Here is a 17,898-nt window from a genome sequence, read left to right as displayed (position 1 = left end):
GCGTCAGCCGTCGAGCGCGAACACCGATCCGGTACGTGCCGCCAGGACGCAGGCGTTGGAGTAGGTCTGGCCGTAGTCGACCTTCCGGCCGCTCCACTCCCCGCGCGCGTGGACGGTCACCGGGGCGTAGATCATCGGGCAGAAGCCGCTCCTCGGCGGGAGCGCGTCGATGTCGCCGTCCACCGCCGCCAGCTCGGCACACGCTTCGGCCGCGTGCGCGTGGCCCTGGGGCGGGTCGCACAGCAGCAGGGTGCCGCGGGTGTCGCTGGAGCGGGCGTCGCCCTTGGTGACGGTGAGGTAGAGCCAGTTGCCGGGGAGATGGTCGCGGGCCGTCGCGTGCGCCGGTGCGGCGCCGGCCAGGAGGACGGCGGCGGCGAGCAGGCCGCCCCGTACCGCTTTCGCCGTGGTGCTGATCGTCATTCCAGATGCATCGGCACGGCGGCCTGCGAACCCCACCCCGACTCACCCGAACGAGAGCACGCGGGCGCGTGCCGTGCGGCGAGTTCGAAGGCGGACAGCACCACCCGCGACTGGTACTCCACCTGGCGCGCGACCGGGATCCAGCGGGCCCCGCAGCCGTCGCGGTAGTCGGCGCACCACAGCTCGACGAGCCGGTCCAGGTCCGGCAGGACGCCGGCCGGGTCGCGGTCCGCGGCCGTGACGAGCTGGTGCAGCAGTCCGGCCGTGCGCAGGGCGAGGCGCCGTCCGGCGATGCGCAGGGCGGCGAGGTGGGCGGTGCTCATCGGCGGCAGCGGGCGGGCCCCGTCGGCGACGTCGGGGTCCCATGCGTCGGCGAGCCCGGGACAGACCAGTAAATAGTCGTCCACCGGGGCGAGCAGGCGCTCCGCGTCCGGAACACCCGCGACATGCGGCCGGATCCGCGCCAGCAGCACCTCCAGGAGGCGCGCGTCGCGGCGCAGGGTGTGGCTGACGGTGCGCAGCACGCCGGCCGCGTCGGCGGGCGGGGAGCCGTCGGCCACGGCGGCCACGCCCCACATGGGCGCCTCCACCACCGCGGTCACCGTGCCGTACCGGTGCGGGTGGTACCAGGTCGACTCGACGGCGGCCTCGGTGATGGCCGCGGCCAGGTCGCCGAGGCGGGGCGGCGGGATGCGGTAGACGGCGGGCCCGAGGCTGGGCCAGTACAGGGTGTCGTACGGGCCGAGTTCGCGCGGTATGCCGAGGCGGGCCGCGGTGTGGGCGACGCGCTGGGCGAGGCCGGGCAGGTCGTGGGTGAGCTCGACGAAGCCGCCGCCGACGTCGACGCCGTGCAGCGAGCACTGCAGGAAGGGCCGCAGCTCGTCCTGGAGCTCCAGCAGGGTGCGGGTCTCGGGGAGCACGGCACGGTCGGCACCGTCGGGCAGCCACTCGGGCTGTTCCAGGAAGCCGGGGCGGAAGAAGTTCCGGAAGTACCGGCCGAGGGTGTACGGGCCGTGCAGCCAGCCCTCGTTGCGGCGCAGCCCGTCGGGGTCGAGGGAGAGCAGCAGGTTCCAGGTGGCGTCGGCGCCCTCGGTGAACCGCGGGTCGGCCAGGGCGCGTTCGGCCAGGCGCAGCACGGTGGCGCCGCCGGCGGGTTCGTTGGCGTGCGGGCCGGCGACGACGAGGGCCTGGCGGCTGCCGTGACCGACGGAAAGCAGCCACAGGGGAGTTCCGCCGCGGGAGGTGCCCACGCGGCGCAGACGGGCGTCCCCGGGACGCCGTGCGACGAGTGCTGCCGCCCGTGCGCCGAGTTCGTCGACGGTCGGGTAGCGCAGGAGGGGCGGCAGGGCACACCTCCACAATGCGGTGCCGTCGGTTCACCTGACGTACATGGCGTACGCACAGTCAGTCACGACTTGCGTGGTACGTCAACACCGCGGAAGAGAAAGGGATTTGAGCCATCGCACCAGGTCAACGCCCTGTCATGCTCGGGCCAAAGCTTAGTCGTGACTCAGTCGGCGGCGAGCCGGAAGGACATCCGCCCGAAGCCGACCTGGTCGCCCTCGCGCACCACGGCGGCGCCGATCACCCGCCGTCCGTTCACCGTCGTGCCGTTGGTCGAACCCAGGTCGCGCAGCACCCACATGCCGCCCTGGCGGCTCAGTTCGGCGTGCACCCGGGACACGGTCTCGTGCGTGAGGCGCAGGCCGTTGGCCGGATCGCGCCCGATGCGCAAGGCGTGGCCGCCCGCCGGATGCGGCAGCAGCAGCTTGGGGAGGCGCTCGGCCTGCCAGGCCCGGCGCAGCCGTACCGTGAAGCCGGAGACCGCCTCCACGGTGCCGAAGACCGCGCGCGCGAAACGGCTCTCCTGGGGCAGGTCGGCGGTGAGCGCGGCGAGTTCGTCGGAGCGGCGGGCGGCGAGGGCCAGTTCCATCCGGCGGATGAACGTGTCGTGCGAGAGCCTTCCCATGGCGACGCCGTCACGGAGCACCTTCAGCGCCTTGTCGCGCTCCACGTCGGACAGCCGCGCGGGGTACGTGTTGAACTCGAAGGACGACGTCACGTTGGTGATTGTCGGTCAGTGAACCCCGGGTGTCCAGAAAACGAGAAAACGCCCGCCACGCACGCGTGCCTGACGACACCGGCCGCAAACGGGGTGATTCAAAGGCGGATTGATCTCGTTTCGAGGACGATGGACGGGCTACATCACGGTGAGCAGACGAAGGGGACCGTCCGTGCAGTTCGAGGTGTGGGCACCGCAGGCCGGCCGGGTGACGTTGCAGTGCGACGGCACCACGCGCGCGTTGGAACGCGATCCGGAGCGGGAGGGATGGTGGCGGGCGGAGGCCGAGGCACGGGACGGCTCGCGGTACGGGTTCGCGGTGGACGACGGGCCGGTGCTGCCCGATCCGCGCTCGCGCCGCCAGCCGGACGGCCCGGACGGGCTGAGCGCGGTCGTCGACCACGGCCGGTACGCGTGGCGCGCCGAGTGGGCCGGACGGGCGCTGCCGGGCGCGGTGCTGTACGAGCTGCACGTGGGCACGTACACGAGTGAGGGCACCCTGGACGCGGCCGCCGAGCGGCTCGGGCATCTCGTCGAACTGGGTGTCACCCACGTCGAGTTGATGCCGCTGTGCCCGTTCCCCGGGCGGCACGGCTGGGGATACGAGGGCGTCTCGCTGTGGGCCGTGCACGAGCCGTACGGCGGACCCGAGGGGCTGAAACGGTTCGTCGACCGGGCGCACGAACTCGGGCTCGGCGTGGTCCTGGACGTCGTACACAACCATCTGGGGCCGTCGGGGAACTACCTGCCCGCGTTCGGGCCGTACTTCACGGACACGCACCACACGCCGTGGGGTTCCGCGGTGAACCTGGACGCGCCGGGGTCGGACGAGGTGCGGGCCTATCTGCTCGGGAGCGCGCTCGCCTGGCTGCGGGACTACCGGGTCGACGGGCTGCGGCTGGACGCGGTGCACGCGCTCGCGGACACGCGCGCGTGCCACTTCCTGGAGGAGCTGTCGACGGCCGTGGACGGCCTCGCGGCGGAGGTGGGCCGGCCGCTGTTCCTGGTCGCCGAGTCCGACCTGAACGACCCGCGGCTGATCACGCCCCGCGAGGAGGGCGGGCTCGGGCTGCACGCGCAGTGGAACGACGACTTCCACCACGCGCTGCACACCGCGCTGACCGGCGAGTCGCAGGGCTACTACGCCGACTTCGGGCGCGCTCCGATGGCCGCGGTCGCCAAGACGCTCACCCGCGGATACTTCCACGACGGTACGTACTCCAGCTTCCGCGGCCGCCACCACGGGCGCCGCCTGGACAGCACGCGCGTGGCCGCGCACCGGCTGCTCGGCTACAGCCAGACCCACGACCAGATCGGCAACCGCGCCCAGGGCGACCGGCTCTCGGCGACCCTCTCCCCCGGCCTGCTCGCCTGCGCGGCCGCGCTGACCCTAACGGCGCCCTTCACGCCGATGCTGTTCATGGGCGAGGAATGGGCGGCGGGCACGCCCTGGCAGTTCTTCACCGACCACACCGATCCGGAGCTCGCCGAGGCCGTACGACGGGGCAGGCGACGGGAGTTCGCGGCGCACGGGTGGGCCGAGGAGGACGTGCCCGACCCGCAGGACCCGGCGACCCGCGACCGCTCCTGCCTCGACTGGACCGAGCCGGAGAACGAGCCCCACGCGCGCGTGCTCGCCTGGTACCGCCGCCTGATCGCCCTGCGCCACGAACAGGCCGACCTCACGGATCCCGACCTCGCCGACACGAAGGTGGCCTACGACGAGCAGGAACGCTGGCTGGCCTTCCGCCGCGGCGACGTCCGAGTCGCCGCGAACCTCGCGAAGGCCTCGGCGGCGATCCCCCTGGGGCCGCGCCACGCGCGCGTACTGGCCGCGTGGGAGCCGGTGGAGGCACCGGGGGCGGACGGGGTGCTGCATGTGCCTGGGGAGTCGGCGGTGGTGCTGTTGCAGGGGTGAGTGCGACGGGGGCGGGGCGGGGGCGCCGCCCCTACAGTTCCTCGTCCGCTTCCTCCTCCCGCAGTTCCGTCACCCTCTCCAGCAGGATCGCCTCCCAGGCGCGGCGGAGTTGCAGCCTCAGGAGAGGCAGCGGGTCGGTGTTCCTGCCCTCCAGGCCGGCCGCCAGGCGGATCAGGGTGTCGCAGCGGGACAGCCACAGGCCGCGCAGGCAGGGGCGGGCGCCGTAGCCGGCGAGGGTGGCGGCTCGGACGGCCGCCGGGGAGCCGACGGCGATCGCGAGGCCCGCGATGTCCTCGGCGGGGTCGCCGACGGCCGCGTCGGTCCAGTCGAGGACGCCGCGCACCCGCCCGTCGGCGCTGACGACGAGGTGCTCGCCCTTGAGGTCGTGGTGGACCAGGACGGCCGTGCCGGGCTGCGCCGCGAGCTGGACGGCGGCGGGCAGGGTGAGCTGCTGGAGGCGGGTCGCGTCGAACTCGTCGGCCGCGGCCAGGCGCCCGGCGGCGTGTTCCGCGGCCCGGCGCAGCGCCTCCAGGGAGCGCGGGGCGGTGCGCGGCACGCCGAGCGTCTCGGCCTGCCGGGCGGGCACCTCGCGCAGCCCCGTGAGCAGCCCGGCGAGGTCGGCCTCGCCGACCGCGGACACGTCGTGGTCCTCCGCCGAGCCGCCCGGCACCCTGGTGTCGAGCGTGTACGTCAGCCCGGGCGCCCACTCGCCGTGTGCCACGCTCGCCGGCACGGCGACCGGGAGGTGCGGGCGCACCAGGTCGCGCAGACGCAGTTCGCGGCGCTGACGCAACGCGGCCTCGCGGTCGGGGGCGAGACGCAGCACATGGCGGGCGCCCACCCACCAGGTGGAGTGCTCGCCGCCCTCGGCGACGGGCCGCACCTCGGGCCCGGCGGCGCCGCCCGCGCCGTCCTTGAGCAGGGAGCTGACCAGCCGGCGGACGGTGTCCGCGGTGGGTGTCGGTGCCTGGGTCATGGTCGCGCCGTCGTCACTCGGGGGTGTTGGGGCTCCTGATGGCAGCTTCAGTCCACTATGACCATCTCGCGGTCGGTGTTGTTGAGCCTGCGCCCGCCGTCCTCGGTGACGGTGACGATGTCCTCGATGCGCACGCCGAACCGCCCGGGCAGATAGACACCGGGCTCCACGGAGAAGCACATACCGGGCACGAGGGGCTGCTGTTCGCCCTCGATCATGTACGGCGGTTCGTGCGTGGTGACGCCGATGCCGTGCCCGGTGCGGTGGATGAAGTACTCGCCGTACCCGGCGTCCTCGATGACCGCGCGTGCGGCCCGGTCCACCTCCTGGCAGGCGACGCCGGGCCGCACCGCCCGGAAGCCGGCCTCCTGGGCCTCTCGCACCAGGTCGTGCACCCGGCGTTCCTCGTCGGTGGGTTCGCCGACGTGGACGGTCCGGGAGGTGTCGGAGCCGTAGCCGTCCTTGAGTCCGCCGAAGTCGAGGACGACCATGTCGCCGCGCTCGATGACGCGGTCGCCGACCTCGTGGTGCGGGTTGGCGCCGTTCGGGCCGGAGGCGACGATGGTGAAGTCGACCTGGGAGTGCCCGAACTGCCGCAGCAGCTCGGCGAGGTCGGCACCGACGGCGGACTCCTCGCGGCCGGCGAAGGGAACTTTCCGGATCTCCTCGAACGTTGCGTCAGCGGCCGCTCCCGCGGCCGCCATGAGGTCGAGTTCCGCCGCGTCCTTGACGGCGCGCAGCATCGGCAGGGCCTCGGTGAGCGAGGCGTACGAGGTGCCGGGCAGCGCCCGCTGAAGGCCCAGGAGGTGCATCGCCCAGGCGTTGTCGCTGATGCCGAAGCGGCCGCTGACGTCGAGGAGGGCGGCGGTGGCGGCGTAGGGGTCCTTGCCGTCGGTCCAGTCGCGCAGGTTCAGCGCGGACGCGCCGACCGCCCTGGCCGCGTCCGGGGCCTCCAGGGTGGGGACGACGAGGACGGGGGCGCGTCCCTGGGCCAGGACCAGCAGGGTGAGCCGTTCGGTGGCCGCGGTGGGCGCGTAGCCGGTCAGCCACACCAGGTCCGGACCGGGTGCCACGAGGAGCCCGGCGAGCCCCGCGTCGGCGGCGGCCCGCGCCGCACGGTCCATACGGGCCCGGTAGTCGTCGGCGGTGAAGGGCGCGAGCGTGCTGCCGGTCATCCGGGCCTCCCTGAGCGGGTGAAAGGACCACAAGGGACTACGGGCAGCATCCTGCCCGGACAGCGGGGGCCGCGCGACCGGTCTGCGCGTCTTGGCGGTGCTGCGGCGGTCATCGGCGTCAGCTCTCCAGGTCTCAGCTCTCCAGGGCCAGGCGCACCCCGAGCAGGAGCAGTACGCCTCCGGAGACCTGTTCCAGGCGTCGGCGTACCCCGGCGCGGGACAGCACGGCCCGCATCCGGCCGACGAACCAGACATAGAGGCCGTAGTAGCCGACCTCGTAGACCGCCCAGAGCGCGGCGAGACCGACCATGGCCGGCAGGTGCGGGGCGCCCTCGGGCACGAACTGCGGCAGGAAGGACATCGCGAAGACCGCCGCCTTGGGGTTGGCGAGGTTGAGCAGCAGCCCGCCGCGGTAGGCGGCCCAGCCGCTCTTCCCGCCGGCCTCCCAGCCGTCCGCGGCCTCCTTGCCGCGCCGGGCCTGGCGCAGCGCCTGGACGCCGAAGCCGACGAGGACGACCGCGCCGCCGATCCGCATCACGTCGTACGCCACCTCGGAGGCCGCGAGCAGCGCGGTCAGGCCGAGGGCGGCGACGACTCCCCAGACGAACACGCCGGTCTCGTTGCCGAGCACGGTGAGGAATCCGGAGCGCCTGCTGTGCAGCGACTGCTTGATGATCAGCACGGTGCTGGGCCCGGGCGAGGCGGCGATCAGCGTGCAGGCGCCGAGGAAGGCGAGAAGGGTGCTCAGCATGGGCTCATCGTGGCCGGTACGGCGGAGCCGGACCAGTGGTTTTCACGGACGGACGTGGTTGCTCAGGTGACGATTCCGGGCACGACCGTCAACTGCTGGTAACCGCCGCTGCGGTGACGGACCGTCAGGGTAATCTCGGTGCCGGGGCGGGTGTCGGCGACGGCTCGGGCGAGGTCCGCGGCCGAGTCGATACGGGTCCGGTCGAAGGCCAGGAGTACGTCGCCGCGGACCAGGCCGGCCGTGTAGCCCGGGCCCGGGACGTGCACGCCGACGATCAGGGCGCCGGCCTTCTCCGCGTCGACGGCCTCCAGGCCGAGGGTCGCCGTGGGGGGTGCCGGGGACGAGGACGGGGACGGTGCCGCGGTCGAGGGCGGCGCCGAAGGAGTGGGGTGGGCCCGGGCCTGGCGTTGCAGGTCGGCCAGTTTGCTCATGCCGATGACCGTGGCGCCGACCGTGCCGATGCCGACCCCGGACAGCACCAGGACCGTCCCGACGAACAGGCCGAAGAGCGCGGCCCGCAGCCGTCGGGCCCGCCGTCGCGCGGCATGCGGGCGCCGGGCCGGAGCGCCGGGTTTGCCGCGGCCGGGGTCCTGGCCGGGCATCGGCTTGGGACGCAACGCTGTCTGTTCCATGGATCGCCTCCGGCTGGATCGCTACCCGGGGCGCCGGCGCACGACGAGCCACGAACGAGTGAGACTGACCGGCGGTCAAAAGCGGAAGTCCTGCGTTTCCCACGGCGGGGCGCGAGGTCACGCGTGTGCGCCGAGCGCCTTCGCCAGCGCCGCGGGCGCTCCGCGGAGTGAGCCGGTGCACACCAGTTCCGTGCGGTGTACGACCCGTGGGTGCGTGAGCGGGACGGCGACCGTGCCCGGCACTCCGGTGGCCGCGGACCGCGGCAGCAGGGCGAGCCCACGGCCCGCGGCGGCCAGTGCGGTGAGGGTGCGGACGTCGGTGCCCTCGTACCGCAGGGCGGGGCGGAAGCCGTGGCCGCCGTTCGCGGCGCGCAGCTGGGGCAGCGGGAGTCCCGCGTCGGGGGCGTCGAGCCAGCGGGCGTCGGCGAGGTCGCCGAGGCGCAGACCCGGGCGCCGTGCCAGCGGGTGGGACGCGGGCAGGAGCACACACACCGGCTCCTCCCCCACGCCGTGCGTGGTCAGCGGGGCCACGTCGGGCAGGCGCAGCGGGTCGCTGGGGGCGGCCAGGCCGTCGACCAGGCCGAGGTCCGCCGTGCCGGTGGCGACGGCGGCCGGGATCCCGTCGCGGGGCAGGACGCGGAGGGTGACTCCGGCCGCCGGGAGCGCGGCGACGGCCTCCGGGGTGAGCGCGGTGGGGGCGGCGGCGAGCGTCAGGCCGTGTTCGGGGGCGGAGGCCATCCGTACGACGTCCGCGCGGGCCGCGTCGAGGCGCAGCAGCAGCGGGCCCGCGTGTTCGAGCAGTCGCTCACCGGCCGCGGTCGGGGCGACCGGGCGGCGGCTGAGGAGGGGTGCGCCCAGGTCCTGTTCCAGGGTCGCGATGTGCTGGGACACCGCCGACTGGGTGTAGCCGAGCTCGCGGGCGGCCTCGGAGAAGGAGGCGAGGCGGGCGACCGTGACGTAGGTGCGCAGGAGGTGCGGGTCCATGCCCACCAGGGTGCCATTAGGCGGGCTTATCGAGGGTGCAGAAATCATCGTTGGACGCGATCCGGAAGCAGCGCCCAGGATGAGGTCATGCCGAACAACGCAGCCCGTATCGCGAAGATCGCCCTGGTCGGGGACCGCTCCCCCAACGTCGTCGCGCACACGCGCATCCCGCTTCTGCTCGACGCCCTCGCCGAACGCGAGCGGCTGGTCCTCGACTCCTACTGGATCCCGTCCGAGGACGCGGAGGAGGTGGGTGCCGTGCGCGGGTTCGACGCGGTGTGGGTGGTCCCCGGAAGCCCGTACCGCAGCCAGGCGGGCGTGCTGTCGGCCATCCGCACGGCACGCGAGGACGGCATCCCGTTCCTCGGCACCTGCGGCGGGTTCCAGTACGCCATGCTGGAGTTCGCCCACAACGTGTGCGGGCTGACCCGGGTGGCGCACGCGGAGAGCGACCCGGACGCCGAGGACCTGCTGATCGGCCCGCTGGCCTGCTCGCTCGTCGGCCACGAGGGCGTGGTCGCGCTCGAGGCGGACTCCCTCGCCCAGTCCGTGATCGGCTCGGAGCGCACGGTCGAGCGCTACTTCTGCAAGTACGGCCCCTCCCGCCATCTCGACACGCTGCGCGCGCACGGGATGCGCTTCACCGGCCTCGACGACGACGGCAACGTCCGCATGGCCGAACTCCCCGGCCACCCCTTCTTCCTGGCCTCCCTCTTCCAGCCGGAGCTGGCCGGCGACGGCTCACGCCCGCACCCGATGGTCCGGGCGCTGGCGCGAGCCGCCGTGGAGCACGCGGCGCGTGCGGAGTCTCAGCCCGTGTGACCCTCCCCGTGGCCGCCGTGTCCGGCGCCGTGGTCGAACCTCATCGCCTCCTCGGGCATGACGACGAAGGGCCGCATCATGCCCATGTCCTCGTGTTCGAGGAGGTGGCAGTGGTACATGAACCGGCCGTACGCGCCGTCGAACTTGCCCATGACGCGCAGGATCTGACCGCCGGGCACCCGGAACACGTCCTTGTGGCCGAGCTCGTTGGGCGCGAGCGGGAGCTGTGTGCCCGCGTCGAACGCGATCGGCGTACGGGTGCCGCCGAGCGCCGGGTCGAAGCCCGAGACGTCGTAGGCGTCCCGGCCCAGCAGCTGGAAGTCGGCCAGGTGGATGTGCATCGGGTGGACGATCGGCGCGAGGTTGAGGAAGCTCCACTGCTCGTAGGAGCCCTCGGCGATGGTGAAGCCCAGGCCGTCGTTGAACGTCCGCGAGGTGCGCCGGTACGTCTTCGTCGTGCCGTCGGCTCCCTTGAGCTGGATGACGCCGTCGGCGGGGACCTGGATGTCGCCGGGGTCGGTGACCTCGGTCATCTCCCAGATCTCCGGGTGCCCGCCGGCGCCCTTGGTGGCGGGCGGGGTGAGCGCGATCAGACGGTGGCCGTGCTCGATGTCGTGCGTGAGGCGGCGGAACGAACCGGAGAGCACCTCGGGCAGCTCGAAGGTGTCCGCCTGCCCGCAGGCGCCGACGCGGAACTCCAGGACGGCCGGATAGCGCACGTCACCCGCCGGGTCGGGCACGCCCGCCGGCTGGTTGCGGCCCTTGTTGACCAGGCGGAGCTTCCTGCCCGCGAGATTCCGGAAGTCGACGAGCAGGTCGAAGCGCTCGGCCGGGGCCGCGGTCAGCGTCGGCAGCGCGCCGTCGAAGTCGACCGGGACCGGGCGGGGCAGCAGCCCGCCGTCGCTGCCGATCTGGTGGACGACGCCCGGCACCGGCTTGCCGTCCTCGTCGACCAGGACGAGGTTGTAGATGCGCGCGTTCGACGCGTTGACCAGCCGGAAGCGGTACCAGGCCGCGTCCACCTCGGCGTACGGCCAGATGCGGCCGTTGACCGTGGTGTACGGGCCCGTGAACGGGAGGGTGACCGGCTTGCCCGTCTCCGGGTTCTGCTGCTGGACGATCACCGTCTTGTGCAGCAGCCGGCCGTTGAGGCGGCCGTCCTCGTCGGTGTCCAGGTTGCGGTCGGCGAGCAGCAGCGGGATCTCCCGCTCCCCGCAGGGGAGCCCGAGGGCGTCCTCCTCGTCGTCACGGACGAGGTAGGTGCCGTACAGGCCCGTGTGCACGTTCCACCGCGTGATGTTCATGGCGTGGTCGTGGTACCACCACTGGACCGCCTGGTGCTCGTTCGGGTACTCCGAGAGCTGGGCGTCGCCGAAGCCGACGGCGTTGTCCGCCCAGCCGTCGTTGCCGCCGCCCGTCTGGGCGCCGTGCAGGTGGGTCACCGACCAGGCGGGCAGGGCGGCGACGTCCTTGTTCGGCTCGGCGCCGCCGCGGCCGGGCTCGGTGCCGGGCGGTGCGGAGCCGGGCGTGCCGAGCGGCACCTCCACCGAAGTGACCGGATATTCGCTGCCCTTGGGGATCCTGTTGGTCCAGGCGATCCGGACGCGCTGCCCGCGGCGCACCTCGATGGTCGGGCCCGGCACCTGGCCGTCGTAACCCCACATCAGGGTCGGCGGGAGCTGCGGGTGCAGCCGGATCCAGGTCGGGCGCAGGGCGATCTCCGTCTCGCGCAGGACGTCCCCGGAGCCGGGCCGGAGCACCGGCGGGACGGGCAACCGCGCCACGTACGGCGCCAGTTCGTCCGGAGCCGGTGCCGCGTCCCCCGTACCGCCCTCGGTGATCCTCTCGATGATGTCGGTCAAGATCGAACACCCCCGTGTGTTCTGTGGTCTTGTTCCCTCACCTCGCAAGACTCGTGGCACAACGCCGGAGTTCCGGGAATGCCCCCTTCCACCCAAAAGGGTGAAAGATTCCGGACATCACAGAACGGGTACCGCGGGCGGCTGATCGGGGAGGAAGGCGTGGGTGCGGCGGGACAGGTAGTCCGACTTGTATCGGTCGACCGTCCGGTGCCAGTTGAGGATGCCCGCCATCCAGTTCTGGAGGTCCTTGACATGGTTCCGCATGATCTCGCGCGCCTCGCCCGAGAGGTCGAAGTCGTCGTAGACGATGGGCAGTTCGTTCTCGGCGACGTGCTGGAACTGCCGCATGCGCTGGGTCATGAGGTCGTGGACGACCGAGAGGGCGGTCGGGTAGTCGACGCCGAAGAAGTTCTGCACGACGAGGATCGCGTTGTGGATCTCGCCCTCGTACTCGATCTCCTTCTGGTACGAGAAGACGTCGTTGATCAGGCAGCCGTAGTCGATCGCGGCGTTCTCCAGGGAGCGGACCGGGCCGCTGCGGTAGACCTCGGGCGGTACGGCGGGGCCGTGGCCCATGCGGCACAGGCTGAGGGTGAGGTCGGAGCCGAAGGTGGCGCGGCGCATCTCCAGGTAGTCGACGGGGTCGGGGATGCGGTTCTGCAGCTGGTTGGAGAGCTCCCACACCCAGCTCTCGGTCATCACGTTCACCGAGTCCTTGAGGACGCGCCGTTCGTCCGGGCTCATCCCTGCCGTGGTCCGCGCCCACAGGTCGATCAGGCCGCGCTCCATGCCGTTGGCCGGTACGACGGTCCCCTCGCCGTCGACGGGCATGCAGTCGGCGAGGCGCTGGGTGGTCAGGCGGGCGGCGGCCAGGTCGCGGCGGTTGCCGAAGACGAGGGGGTAGTAGTCGTCGCCGTAGGTGCCCCAGGCGAGCCAGTGGGCGCTGAGGTCGAGGGCCTCTGGGGTGGCGTCCGGGTCGAGTCCGGCCGAGCAGAGCGCCAGGTCGCAGGCGGCGAGCTTGTCCTCGTCCCAGACGCCCTCCTGGAGCATGCCCATGGCGTGCATCCAGGCGGTGAGCCGGGGCCGCGCGGCCTCCAGATGGGGGCTCAGCTCCACCTCGAAGGGCATGTGGAAGTCGGGCAGCAGGGACGGGCCGACCTTCTGGAACGGCACGTGCGTGTACGCGCGCAGGCGCTCGGCGCCGGCCGCCGCGAGCAGTGCGCCGATGTCGGCGGCTGAGGTGCCGGGGCCGGTCAGGCCGTGCCACGGATTCGTCGTACGCGCGCGTGCGTTCATGTACCGGCTGGAGCGCATGTGCCATTCGTGGCCGCCGGACTGCCAGTCCTGCAAGCCCTGGGTGTACTTGGCGACGGCTGCGGCTTCGGGCGGGGTGAGACCTTTCTCCAGGGCGAGCGCGGGCACTTCGGTGAGCGCGGTGTGCTCGAACTGGTGCAGGCGTGAGGTCAGGATGTCGTTGACGGTGTCGGCGGCCTCCTGCGTGGTGCAGTCGAAGAAGGTCTCCAGGACGAGCACGCCGTTGCTGTTCTCGCCCTCGTCCTCGACCTCGCGCTGGTAGGAGAACAGGTCGTTGCGCAGGTGGACGGCGTCCGAGAAGGTCTCCATCAGCACCCTCAGCGGCCTCGACTCCGCGACGGACGCGGGGACTTCGGCGGTCGCGTACTCCACGAGCCCCGCCGACCAGGGCGCGCCGCCGACCTTGCGGCGCATCTCGATGTACTCGACGGGGTTGGCGATGCGCCCCTCGTTGATGTTGGACAGCTCCCACAGGGACTCGTTGAGCAGGTGCTCGGTCGCCACGGCGAAGCGGCGGCGCCAGTCGGCGGACATGGACGGCACGGTGCGCGTCCACAGGTCGGCGAGTCCGGCCTCGACGGGGTTCTCGGGCTCGGGCATCGGGGTCGACAGGTCCAGCGGCATGAACAGGGGCAGCCGGTCCAGATAGGCCTTGCCGCCGGCGCGGTCCTGGCTGCGCTTGAACGTCTCCAGGAAGTGGTAGTCGAAGAAGAAGACCCACACGTACCAGTCGGTGATCAGCGAGAGCGCGGGGCCGTCGCAGTCGGGGTGGGTGTAGGCGCAGAGCAGTCCGTAGTCGTGCGCGTCCAGGTCGGACTGCTCCCAGATCCCGGATCCCTCCAGCATGCCCATCTCGCGCGCCCACGCGGTCGAGTGGGCGCGGGCCTCGTCGAGGTGCGGGTTCAGCCGCGCGGGGTACGGCATGTAGAAGTGCGGGAGTTCGAAGGGCTGCTGCGTCATGGCCCGGGCCCTACCCAGGGCCCCGGAAGGGCATCCGCGAGCCGGGACATGATCACACCATCGCGTGAATCGAGGGTGAATCCGGGAGTTCTGACGGGGCCTTGTGGCGTTCATCTCTACGCGCGCAGACTACGGGAGTTCACGTGTCCCCCAGTCCTCGGATATCTCGCCCGTCTCGCAGGAACCGGAGCCCCGATGAACCACCACACCAGAAGCCTCTCCCGCCGTACCGCACTCGCCTCGCTCGCCGGGGCGGCGCTGGCCGGCACCGCGGCCCTGCCCGCCGCGGCGGCCGAACGGCACGGCCGTACGGTCCGTTTCGCGACCTTCAACGCCTCGCTGAACCGTTCGACCCAGGGCGCGCTGATCACGGACCTGTCCACGCCGGACAACCAGCAGGCGAAGAACGTCGCGGAGACCATCCAGCGGGTCGACCCGGACGTGCTGCTGATCAACGAGTTCGACTACGACGACCAGGGCGCCGCGGTCCGCCTGTTCCTGAAGAACTACCTCGCCGTCGGCCAGAGCGGCGCCCGTCCGATCCACTTCCCGCACCACTTCACGGCACCGGTGAACACCGGGGTGCCCTCGGGCGTGGACTTCGACGGCAAGAACGGCGTCGTGACGACGCCCGGTTCGGACGCGTACGCGCAGGACTGCTTCGGCTACGGCTTCTTCCCCGGGCAGTACGGCCTGGTGGTGCTCTCCAAGTTCCCGCTCGACACGCGCGCGGTGCGCACGTTCCAGAACTTCCTGTGGAAGGACATGCCGGGGAACGTGATCCCGCCCGGCTACTACAGCGACGCGGCACTCGCGGTCTTCCGCCTCTCCTCCAAGAGCCACTGGGACGTGCCGGTGCGCATCGGCCGCGAGACCGTGCACTTCCTGGTGTCGCACCCGACGCCGCCCACCTTCGACGGCACCGAGGACCGCAACGGCCGGCGCAACCACGACGAGATCCGCCTCTGGGCCGACTACATCGGAGGCCGGCACCGCAGCGGCTACCTGTACGACGACAAGGGCGTGCGGGGTGGGCTCCACCCCGGCGAGCGGTTCGTGATCGCGGGCGACCAGAACGCGGACCCGCTGGACGGCGACAGCTACGACCACGCCATCCTGCAGCTCCTCGAGCACCCCGCGGTGCGCCTGCCGGCCACCCCGCCGGCCAGCGCGGGCGGCGTGGAGGCGGCGCGGCTGCAGGGCGGCGCGAACATCGGCCAGAAGGGCGACCCCGCCTACGACACGGGCGACTTCAGCGACATCGCGCCGGGCAACCTCCGCGTCGACCACATCATCCCGTCCAAGGGCCTGGTCCCCGGGGCGAACGGGGTCTTCTGGCCGACGTCCGACGACCCGCTGTACCGCCTCGTGGGCGACGGCAGGACCGTGGTGACCTCGGACCACCGGATGGTGTGGCAGGACATACGGGTGGGTTGACCGGCACGGCACGCGTGCGTGCGCGGACCCGCGCCGCCGGGCCGCCCGCGATCCGTCCCCGGCCACTAGGCCCCTCGCACCGCCCGCCCCACCTCCGCCCTGAGCTCGACGAACTCCGGAAGCCCCCGGGTGCTGATCTGGTCCCGCTTTCCCGGTAGTTCGACGGGCAGGTCGAGGACGACGCGGGAGCCCGGGCCCGGGGAGAGGACGACGACGCGGTCGCCGACGTACACGCTCTCGTCGATGTCGTGGGTGACGAAGACGATGGTGGCGCCGTCGGTGCGGTGGACCTCCAGGAGGAGGTCCTCCAGGTCCTCGCGGGTCTGGGCGTCCAGGGAGCCGAAGGGTTCGTCCATCAGCAGCAGCGAAGGGCGGCAGACCAGGGCGCGGGCGATGGCGACGCGTTGCTGCATGCCGCCGGACAGCTGCCAGGGGTGGCGGCGGCCCGCGCCGTCGAGACCGACGCGCTCCAGGATGCGCTCGGCCTCGGCGCGCCGCTCGGCCCTCACGAGGCCGCGGCGGCGCAGGGGCAGGGCGACGTTGTCGCGGACGGTGAGCCAGGGGAAGAGGGAGCGACCGTAGTCCTGGAAGACGACGGCGAGTTGCTCGGGTACGCCGGTGACCGGGGTGCCGTCGACGGTGACCGTGCCCTCGCTAGCGGGCTGGAGTCCGGCGACGGTGCGCAGGAGCGTGGACTTGCCGCAGCCGGACGGGCCGACGACGCACAGGAGTTGGCCGTCGGGGACGGTGAGAGTGATGTCGTGCAGGACGGGGTGGTCGCCGTAGCGCTGGCCGAGGGCGTCGAGGCGGAGGGTCACGGTGTCGTCCTTCCCCGTCCGGTCAGGCGTCTTTCGACCGCCAGGAGTGCGGTGTTGAGCAGATAGCCGAGGACGCCGAGCAGGAGCAGGGCGGCCCAGACGGTGAGCAGGTCGGAGCGGGACTGGGCGTCGGTGAGGGTGAAGCCGATGCCGTCGGCGGTGCCGGGCAGGAGTTCCGAGAAGACCATGAGGATGAGGGAGAGCGACAGGCTCAACCGGAGGCCGGCGAAGATGCGGGGCAGGGCGGAGGGAAGCAGCAGGAAGCGAAGCCGTTCGAGGGGGTTCAGGCGCAGGACGGCGGCGACGTCGATGCGGAGGGGGTCGGTGTTGCGTACGCCTTCCGCGGTGTTGATGAGCACCGGCCATACGGCGCTGAAGGCGATCGACGCGATCTGCATGGGCGTACCGAAGTCGAGGACGACGACGAACACGGGTACGAGTGCCGGGGGCGGTACGGCGCGGGCGAACTGCAGCACCGGGTTGCACACGGCGTACGCCCACCGCGACCGCCCGACGACCACACCGGCCGCGATCCCGCCGACGGCGGCGATCCCGAACCCGGCCGCCATCCGCCCGAGGCTCGGCAGTACGTCCCCGAAGGCGGCCGAGGTGAGGAACAGATGCCGGACGGGACCGGAGAACCACAGCTCGTAGGCGCGGTGGGCTATACGGCTCGGGGGCGGGAAGTAGACGCTGCCGTGGGCACGGGCCGCCAACTGCCATACGGCGAGGGCGAGGAGGAGGACCAGAAGGCGGAGGAGGAGGTGGGACGGGGACGCGCTGCGGGCGGAGGTTGCCGACGGGGTGGATCGGATGGGGCGGCGGGACGAGAGGGCCGGCCTTCCGGATGCCGGGGTGAGGGGGTGGCGCTGAGGCGGACGGGAGGGGTGGGCGAGCGAGCCGGGTCCGTCAGAGGCTTCCGGTGGCGACGCCGAACGCTCGTCATCGTCCGGTGCCCTGCTGTCCTTCCGGCCCTCGCTCACGCCCCGCTCCCCCGCCGCTCCGGCACCCAAGGGAACAACCGCCGTTCGCCCCACACCAGTACGCCGTTGATGACCAGCCCCAGCGCGCCCGCCCACACCACGCCCGCCAGGACGTCGCGGGTGCCGTCGGTCGCCAGGCTTGCCTGGGCCATGAAGATGCCGAGGCCCTCGCCGAAGCCGGAGAGGAGTTCCGTGGCCACCGCGAGGATGAGGGCGATCGCGGCGGAGATGCGGATGCCGGCGGCGATGAAGGGGGCCGTGGCGGGGAGTTCGACGCGGAGGAGGACGGAGAGGCGGCCGAAGCCGAAGGCGCGCAGGGTGTCCTTGGCCAGGGGGTCCGTCTCGCCGAGGCCGTAGACCGTGTTGAAGAGGACGGGCCACACGGAGGCGTACGTGATCAGCGCGACCTTGGTCTCGGTGCCGGTGCCCAGGAGCAGGGAGACGAGGGGGATCAGCGCGACGGAGGGCAGCGGCCGCAGGAACTCGACGATCACGCGTACGGCGGAGTCGACGACCGGCACGCTGCCGAGGAGCAGACCGACGGGCACGGCGATGGCCACGGCGAGCCCCAGGCCCAGCGCCCAGGCGCGCATGGTGGCCCCGATCCCGTCCAGGAAGGACCGGTCGCCCGCCAACTCCACGGCGCGAGCGAGGACTTCGGAGGCGGGCGGCAGGTAAGCGCGTCGGACGAGCCCCGCCCGCCCGACGACCTCACAGACCCCGAACGCCAGCAGCACGCCGAGGACACCCAGCCCGAACTCCCGTCGTCGCGTCAGCCGGGCCG

General features: G+C 72.5%; 16 protein-coding genes. 3 read left to right on the top strand and 13 right to left on the bottom strand.

Annotated elements, in window-relative coordinates; translation table 11 throughout:
* Window positions 1–3 precede the first annotated feature (3 nt).
* The 3 genes from ABZ848_RS43545 to ABZ848_RS43535 form a co-directional block, all read right to left on the bottom strand.
* Complete coding sequence (locus tag ABZ848_RS43545; RefSeq protein WP_360841103.1) at window positions 4–420, bottom strand: SSI family serine proteinase inhibitor; 417 nt, start codon at window positions 418–420, stop codon at window positions 4–6.
* On the bottom strand, window positions 417–1,781 hold the full coding sequence (locus ABZ848_RS43540) for a M14 family zinc carboxypeptidase (RefSeq protein ID WP_360841101.1): 1,365 nt from the start codon (window positions 1,779–1,781) through the stop codon (window positions 417–419). Before ABZ848_RS43540 ends, ABZ848_RS43545 begins: the two co-directional genes overlap by 4 nt.
* A 149-nt stretch (window positions 1,782–1,930) precedes the next feature.
* Window positions 1,931–2,482 (bottom strand): DUF1707 and FHA domain-containing protein, encoded by a 552-nt coding sequence (locus ABZ848_RS43535; protein WP_360841099.1) that lies wholly within the window; start codon window positions 2,480–2,482, stop codon window positions 1,931–1,933.
* Between the two features lie 172 nt (window positions 2,483–2,654).
* On the opposite strand from ABZ848_RS43535, the gene treZ reads away from it, so the two are divergent.
* Window positions 2,655–4,400 carry a malto-oligosyltrehalose trehalohydrolase gene (gene treZ / locus ABZ848_RS43530; protein ID WP_360841097.1) on the top strand — a complete coding sequence of 582 codons (1,746 nt, stop codon included), beginning with the start codon at window positions 2,655–2,657 and terminating at the stop codon, window positions 4,398–4,400.
* Window positions 4,401–4,431: 31 nt separating this feature from the next.
* On the opposite strand, the gene ABZ848_RS43525 is transcribed toward treZ, so the two are convergent.
* The 5 genes from ABZ848_RS43525 to ABZ848_RS43505 all read right to left on the bottom strand — a co-directional run bounded on the left by ABZ848_RS43525 (window position 4,432) and on the right by ABZ848_RS43505 (window position 8,918).
* A complete protein-coding gene (locus ABZ848_RS43525; protein ID WP_360841095.1) occupies window positions 4,432–5,376 on the bottom strand; it encodes an aminoglycoside phosphotransferase family protein in 945 nt (314 codons plus the stop codon).
* Window positions 5,377–5,423: 47 nt separating this feature from the next.
* Window positions 5,424–6,551 (bottom strand): aminopeptidase P family protein, encoded by a 1,128-nt coding sequence (locus tag ABZ848_RS43520; protein WP_360841093.1) that lies wholly within the window; start codon window positions 6,549–6,551, stop codon window positions 5,424–5,426.
* A gap of 133 nt (window positions 6,552–6,684) precedes the next feature.
* Complete coding sequence (locus ABZ848_RS43515; protein ID WP_360841091.1) at window positions 6,685–7,302, bottom strand: LysE family translocator; 618 nt, start codon at window positions 7,300–7,302, stop codon at window positions 6,685–6,687.
* A 62-nt stretch (window positions 7,303–7,364) separates the two neighbouring features.
* Window positions 7,365–7,934 carry a PDZ domain-containing protein gene (locus tag ABZ848_RS43510; protein WP_360841089.1) on the bottom strand — a complete coding sequence of 190 codons (570 nt, stop codon included), beginning with the start codon at window positions 7,932–7,934 and terminating at the stop codon, window positions 7,365–7,367.
* 117 nt (window positions 7,935–8,051) lie between these two features.
* The gene (locus ABZ848_RS43505; protein WP_360841087.1) at window positions 8,052–8,918 is read right to left on the bottom strand and encodes a LysR family transcriptional regulator; all 867 of its coding nucleotides are present in this window, start codon (window positions 8,916–8,918) and stop codon (window positions 8,052–8,054) included.
* 87 nt (window positions 8,919–9,005) lie between these two features.
* Between ABZ848_RS43505 and ABZ848_RS43500 the strand changes: the two genes are divergently transcribed.
* Window positions 9,006–9,740: a hypothetical protein gene (locus ABZ848_RS43500; protein WP_360841086.1), complete on the top strand. Its 735-nt coding sequence runs from the start codon at window positions 9,006–9,008 to the stop codon at window positions 9,738–9,740.
* Here the strand turns inward: ABZ848_RS43500 and phsA are convergent.
* Complete coding sequence (gene phsA, locus ABZ848_RS43495) at window positions 9,728–11,593, bottom strand: O-aminophenol oxidase PhsA (RefSeq protein ID WP_360841148.1); 1,866 nt, start codon at window positions 11,591–11,593, stop codon at window positions 9,728–9,730. The two genes, ABZ848_RS43500 and phsA, sit on opposite strands and share 13 nt — an antisense overlap.
* Before the next feature lie 126 nt (window positions 11,594–11,719).
* Entirely contained in the window at window positions 11,720–13,876 is a 2,157-nt protein-coding gene (gene cyc2 / locus ABZ848_RS43490; RefSeq protein ID WP_360841085.1) for a germacradienol/geosmin synthase Cyc2, read from the bottom strand.
* 195 nt (window positions 13,877–14,071) lie between these two features.
* On the opposite strand from cyc2, the gene ABZ848_RS43485 reads away from it, so the two are divergent.
* The gene (locus tag ABZ848_RS43485; RefSeq protein WP_360841084.1) at window positions 14,072–15,313 is read left to right on the top strand and encodes an endonuclease/exonuclease/phosphatase family protein; all 1,242 of its coding nucleotides are present in this window, start codon (window positions 14,072–14,074) and stop codon (window positions 15,311–15,313) included.
* Window positions 15,314–15,378: 65 nt separating this feature from the next.
* Here ABZ848_RS43485 and ABZ848_RS43480 read toward each other — a convergent pair whose 3' ends face one another.
* The 3 genes from ABZ848_RS43480 to ABZ848_RS43470 all read right to left on the bottom strand — a co-directional run bounded on the left by ABZ848_RS43480 (window position 15,379) and on the right by ABZ848_RS43470 (window position 17,851).
* Window positions 15,379–16,131 carry an ABC transporter ATP-binding protein gene (locus tag ABZ848_RS43480; protein ID WP_360841082.1) on the bottom strand — a complete coding sequence of 251 codons (753 nt, stop codon included), beginning with the start codon at window positions 16,129–16,131 and terminating at the stop codon, window positions 15,379–15,381.
* On the bottom strand, window positions 16,128–16,946 hold the full coding sequence (locus ABZ848_RS43475; protein WP_360841147.1) for an ABC transporter permease: 819 nt from the start codon (window positions 16,944–16,946) through the stop codon (window positions 16,128–16,130). The genes ABZ848_RS43480 and ABZ848_RS43475 overlap by 4 nt, the downstream gene beginning before the upstream one ends.
* Before the next feature lie 164 nt (window positions 16,947–17,110).
* Complete coding sequence (locus ABZ848_RS43470) at window positions 17,111–17,851, bottom strand: ABC transporter permease subunit (protein WP_360841080.1); 741 nt, start codon at window positions 17,849–17,851, stop codon at window positions 17,111–17,113.
* Window positions 17,852–17,898 lie beyond the last annotated feature (47 nt).

It is taken from the genome of Streptomyces sp. NPDC047081, assembly GCF_040643775.1.
GTDB lineage: Bacteria > Actinomycetota > Actinomycetes > Streptomycetales > Streptomycetaceae > Streptomyces.
Note: the sequence above shows the minus strand (reverse complement) of the source record. Positions and strands in the feature narration are given on the sequence as shown.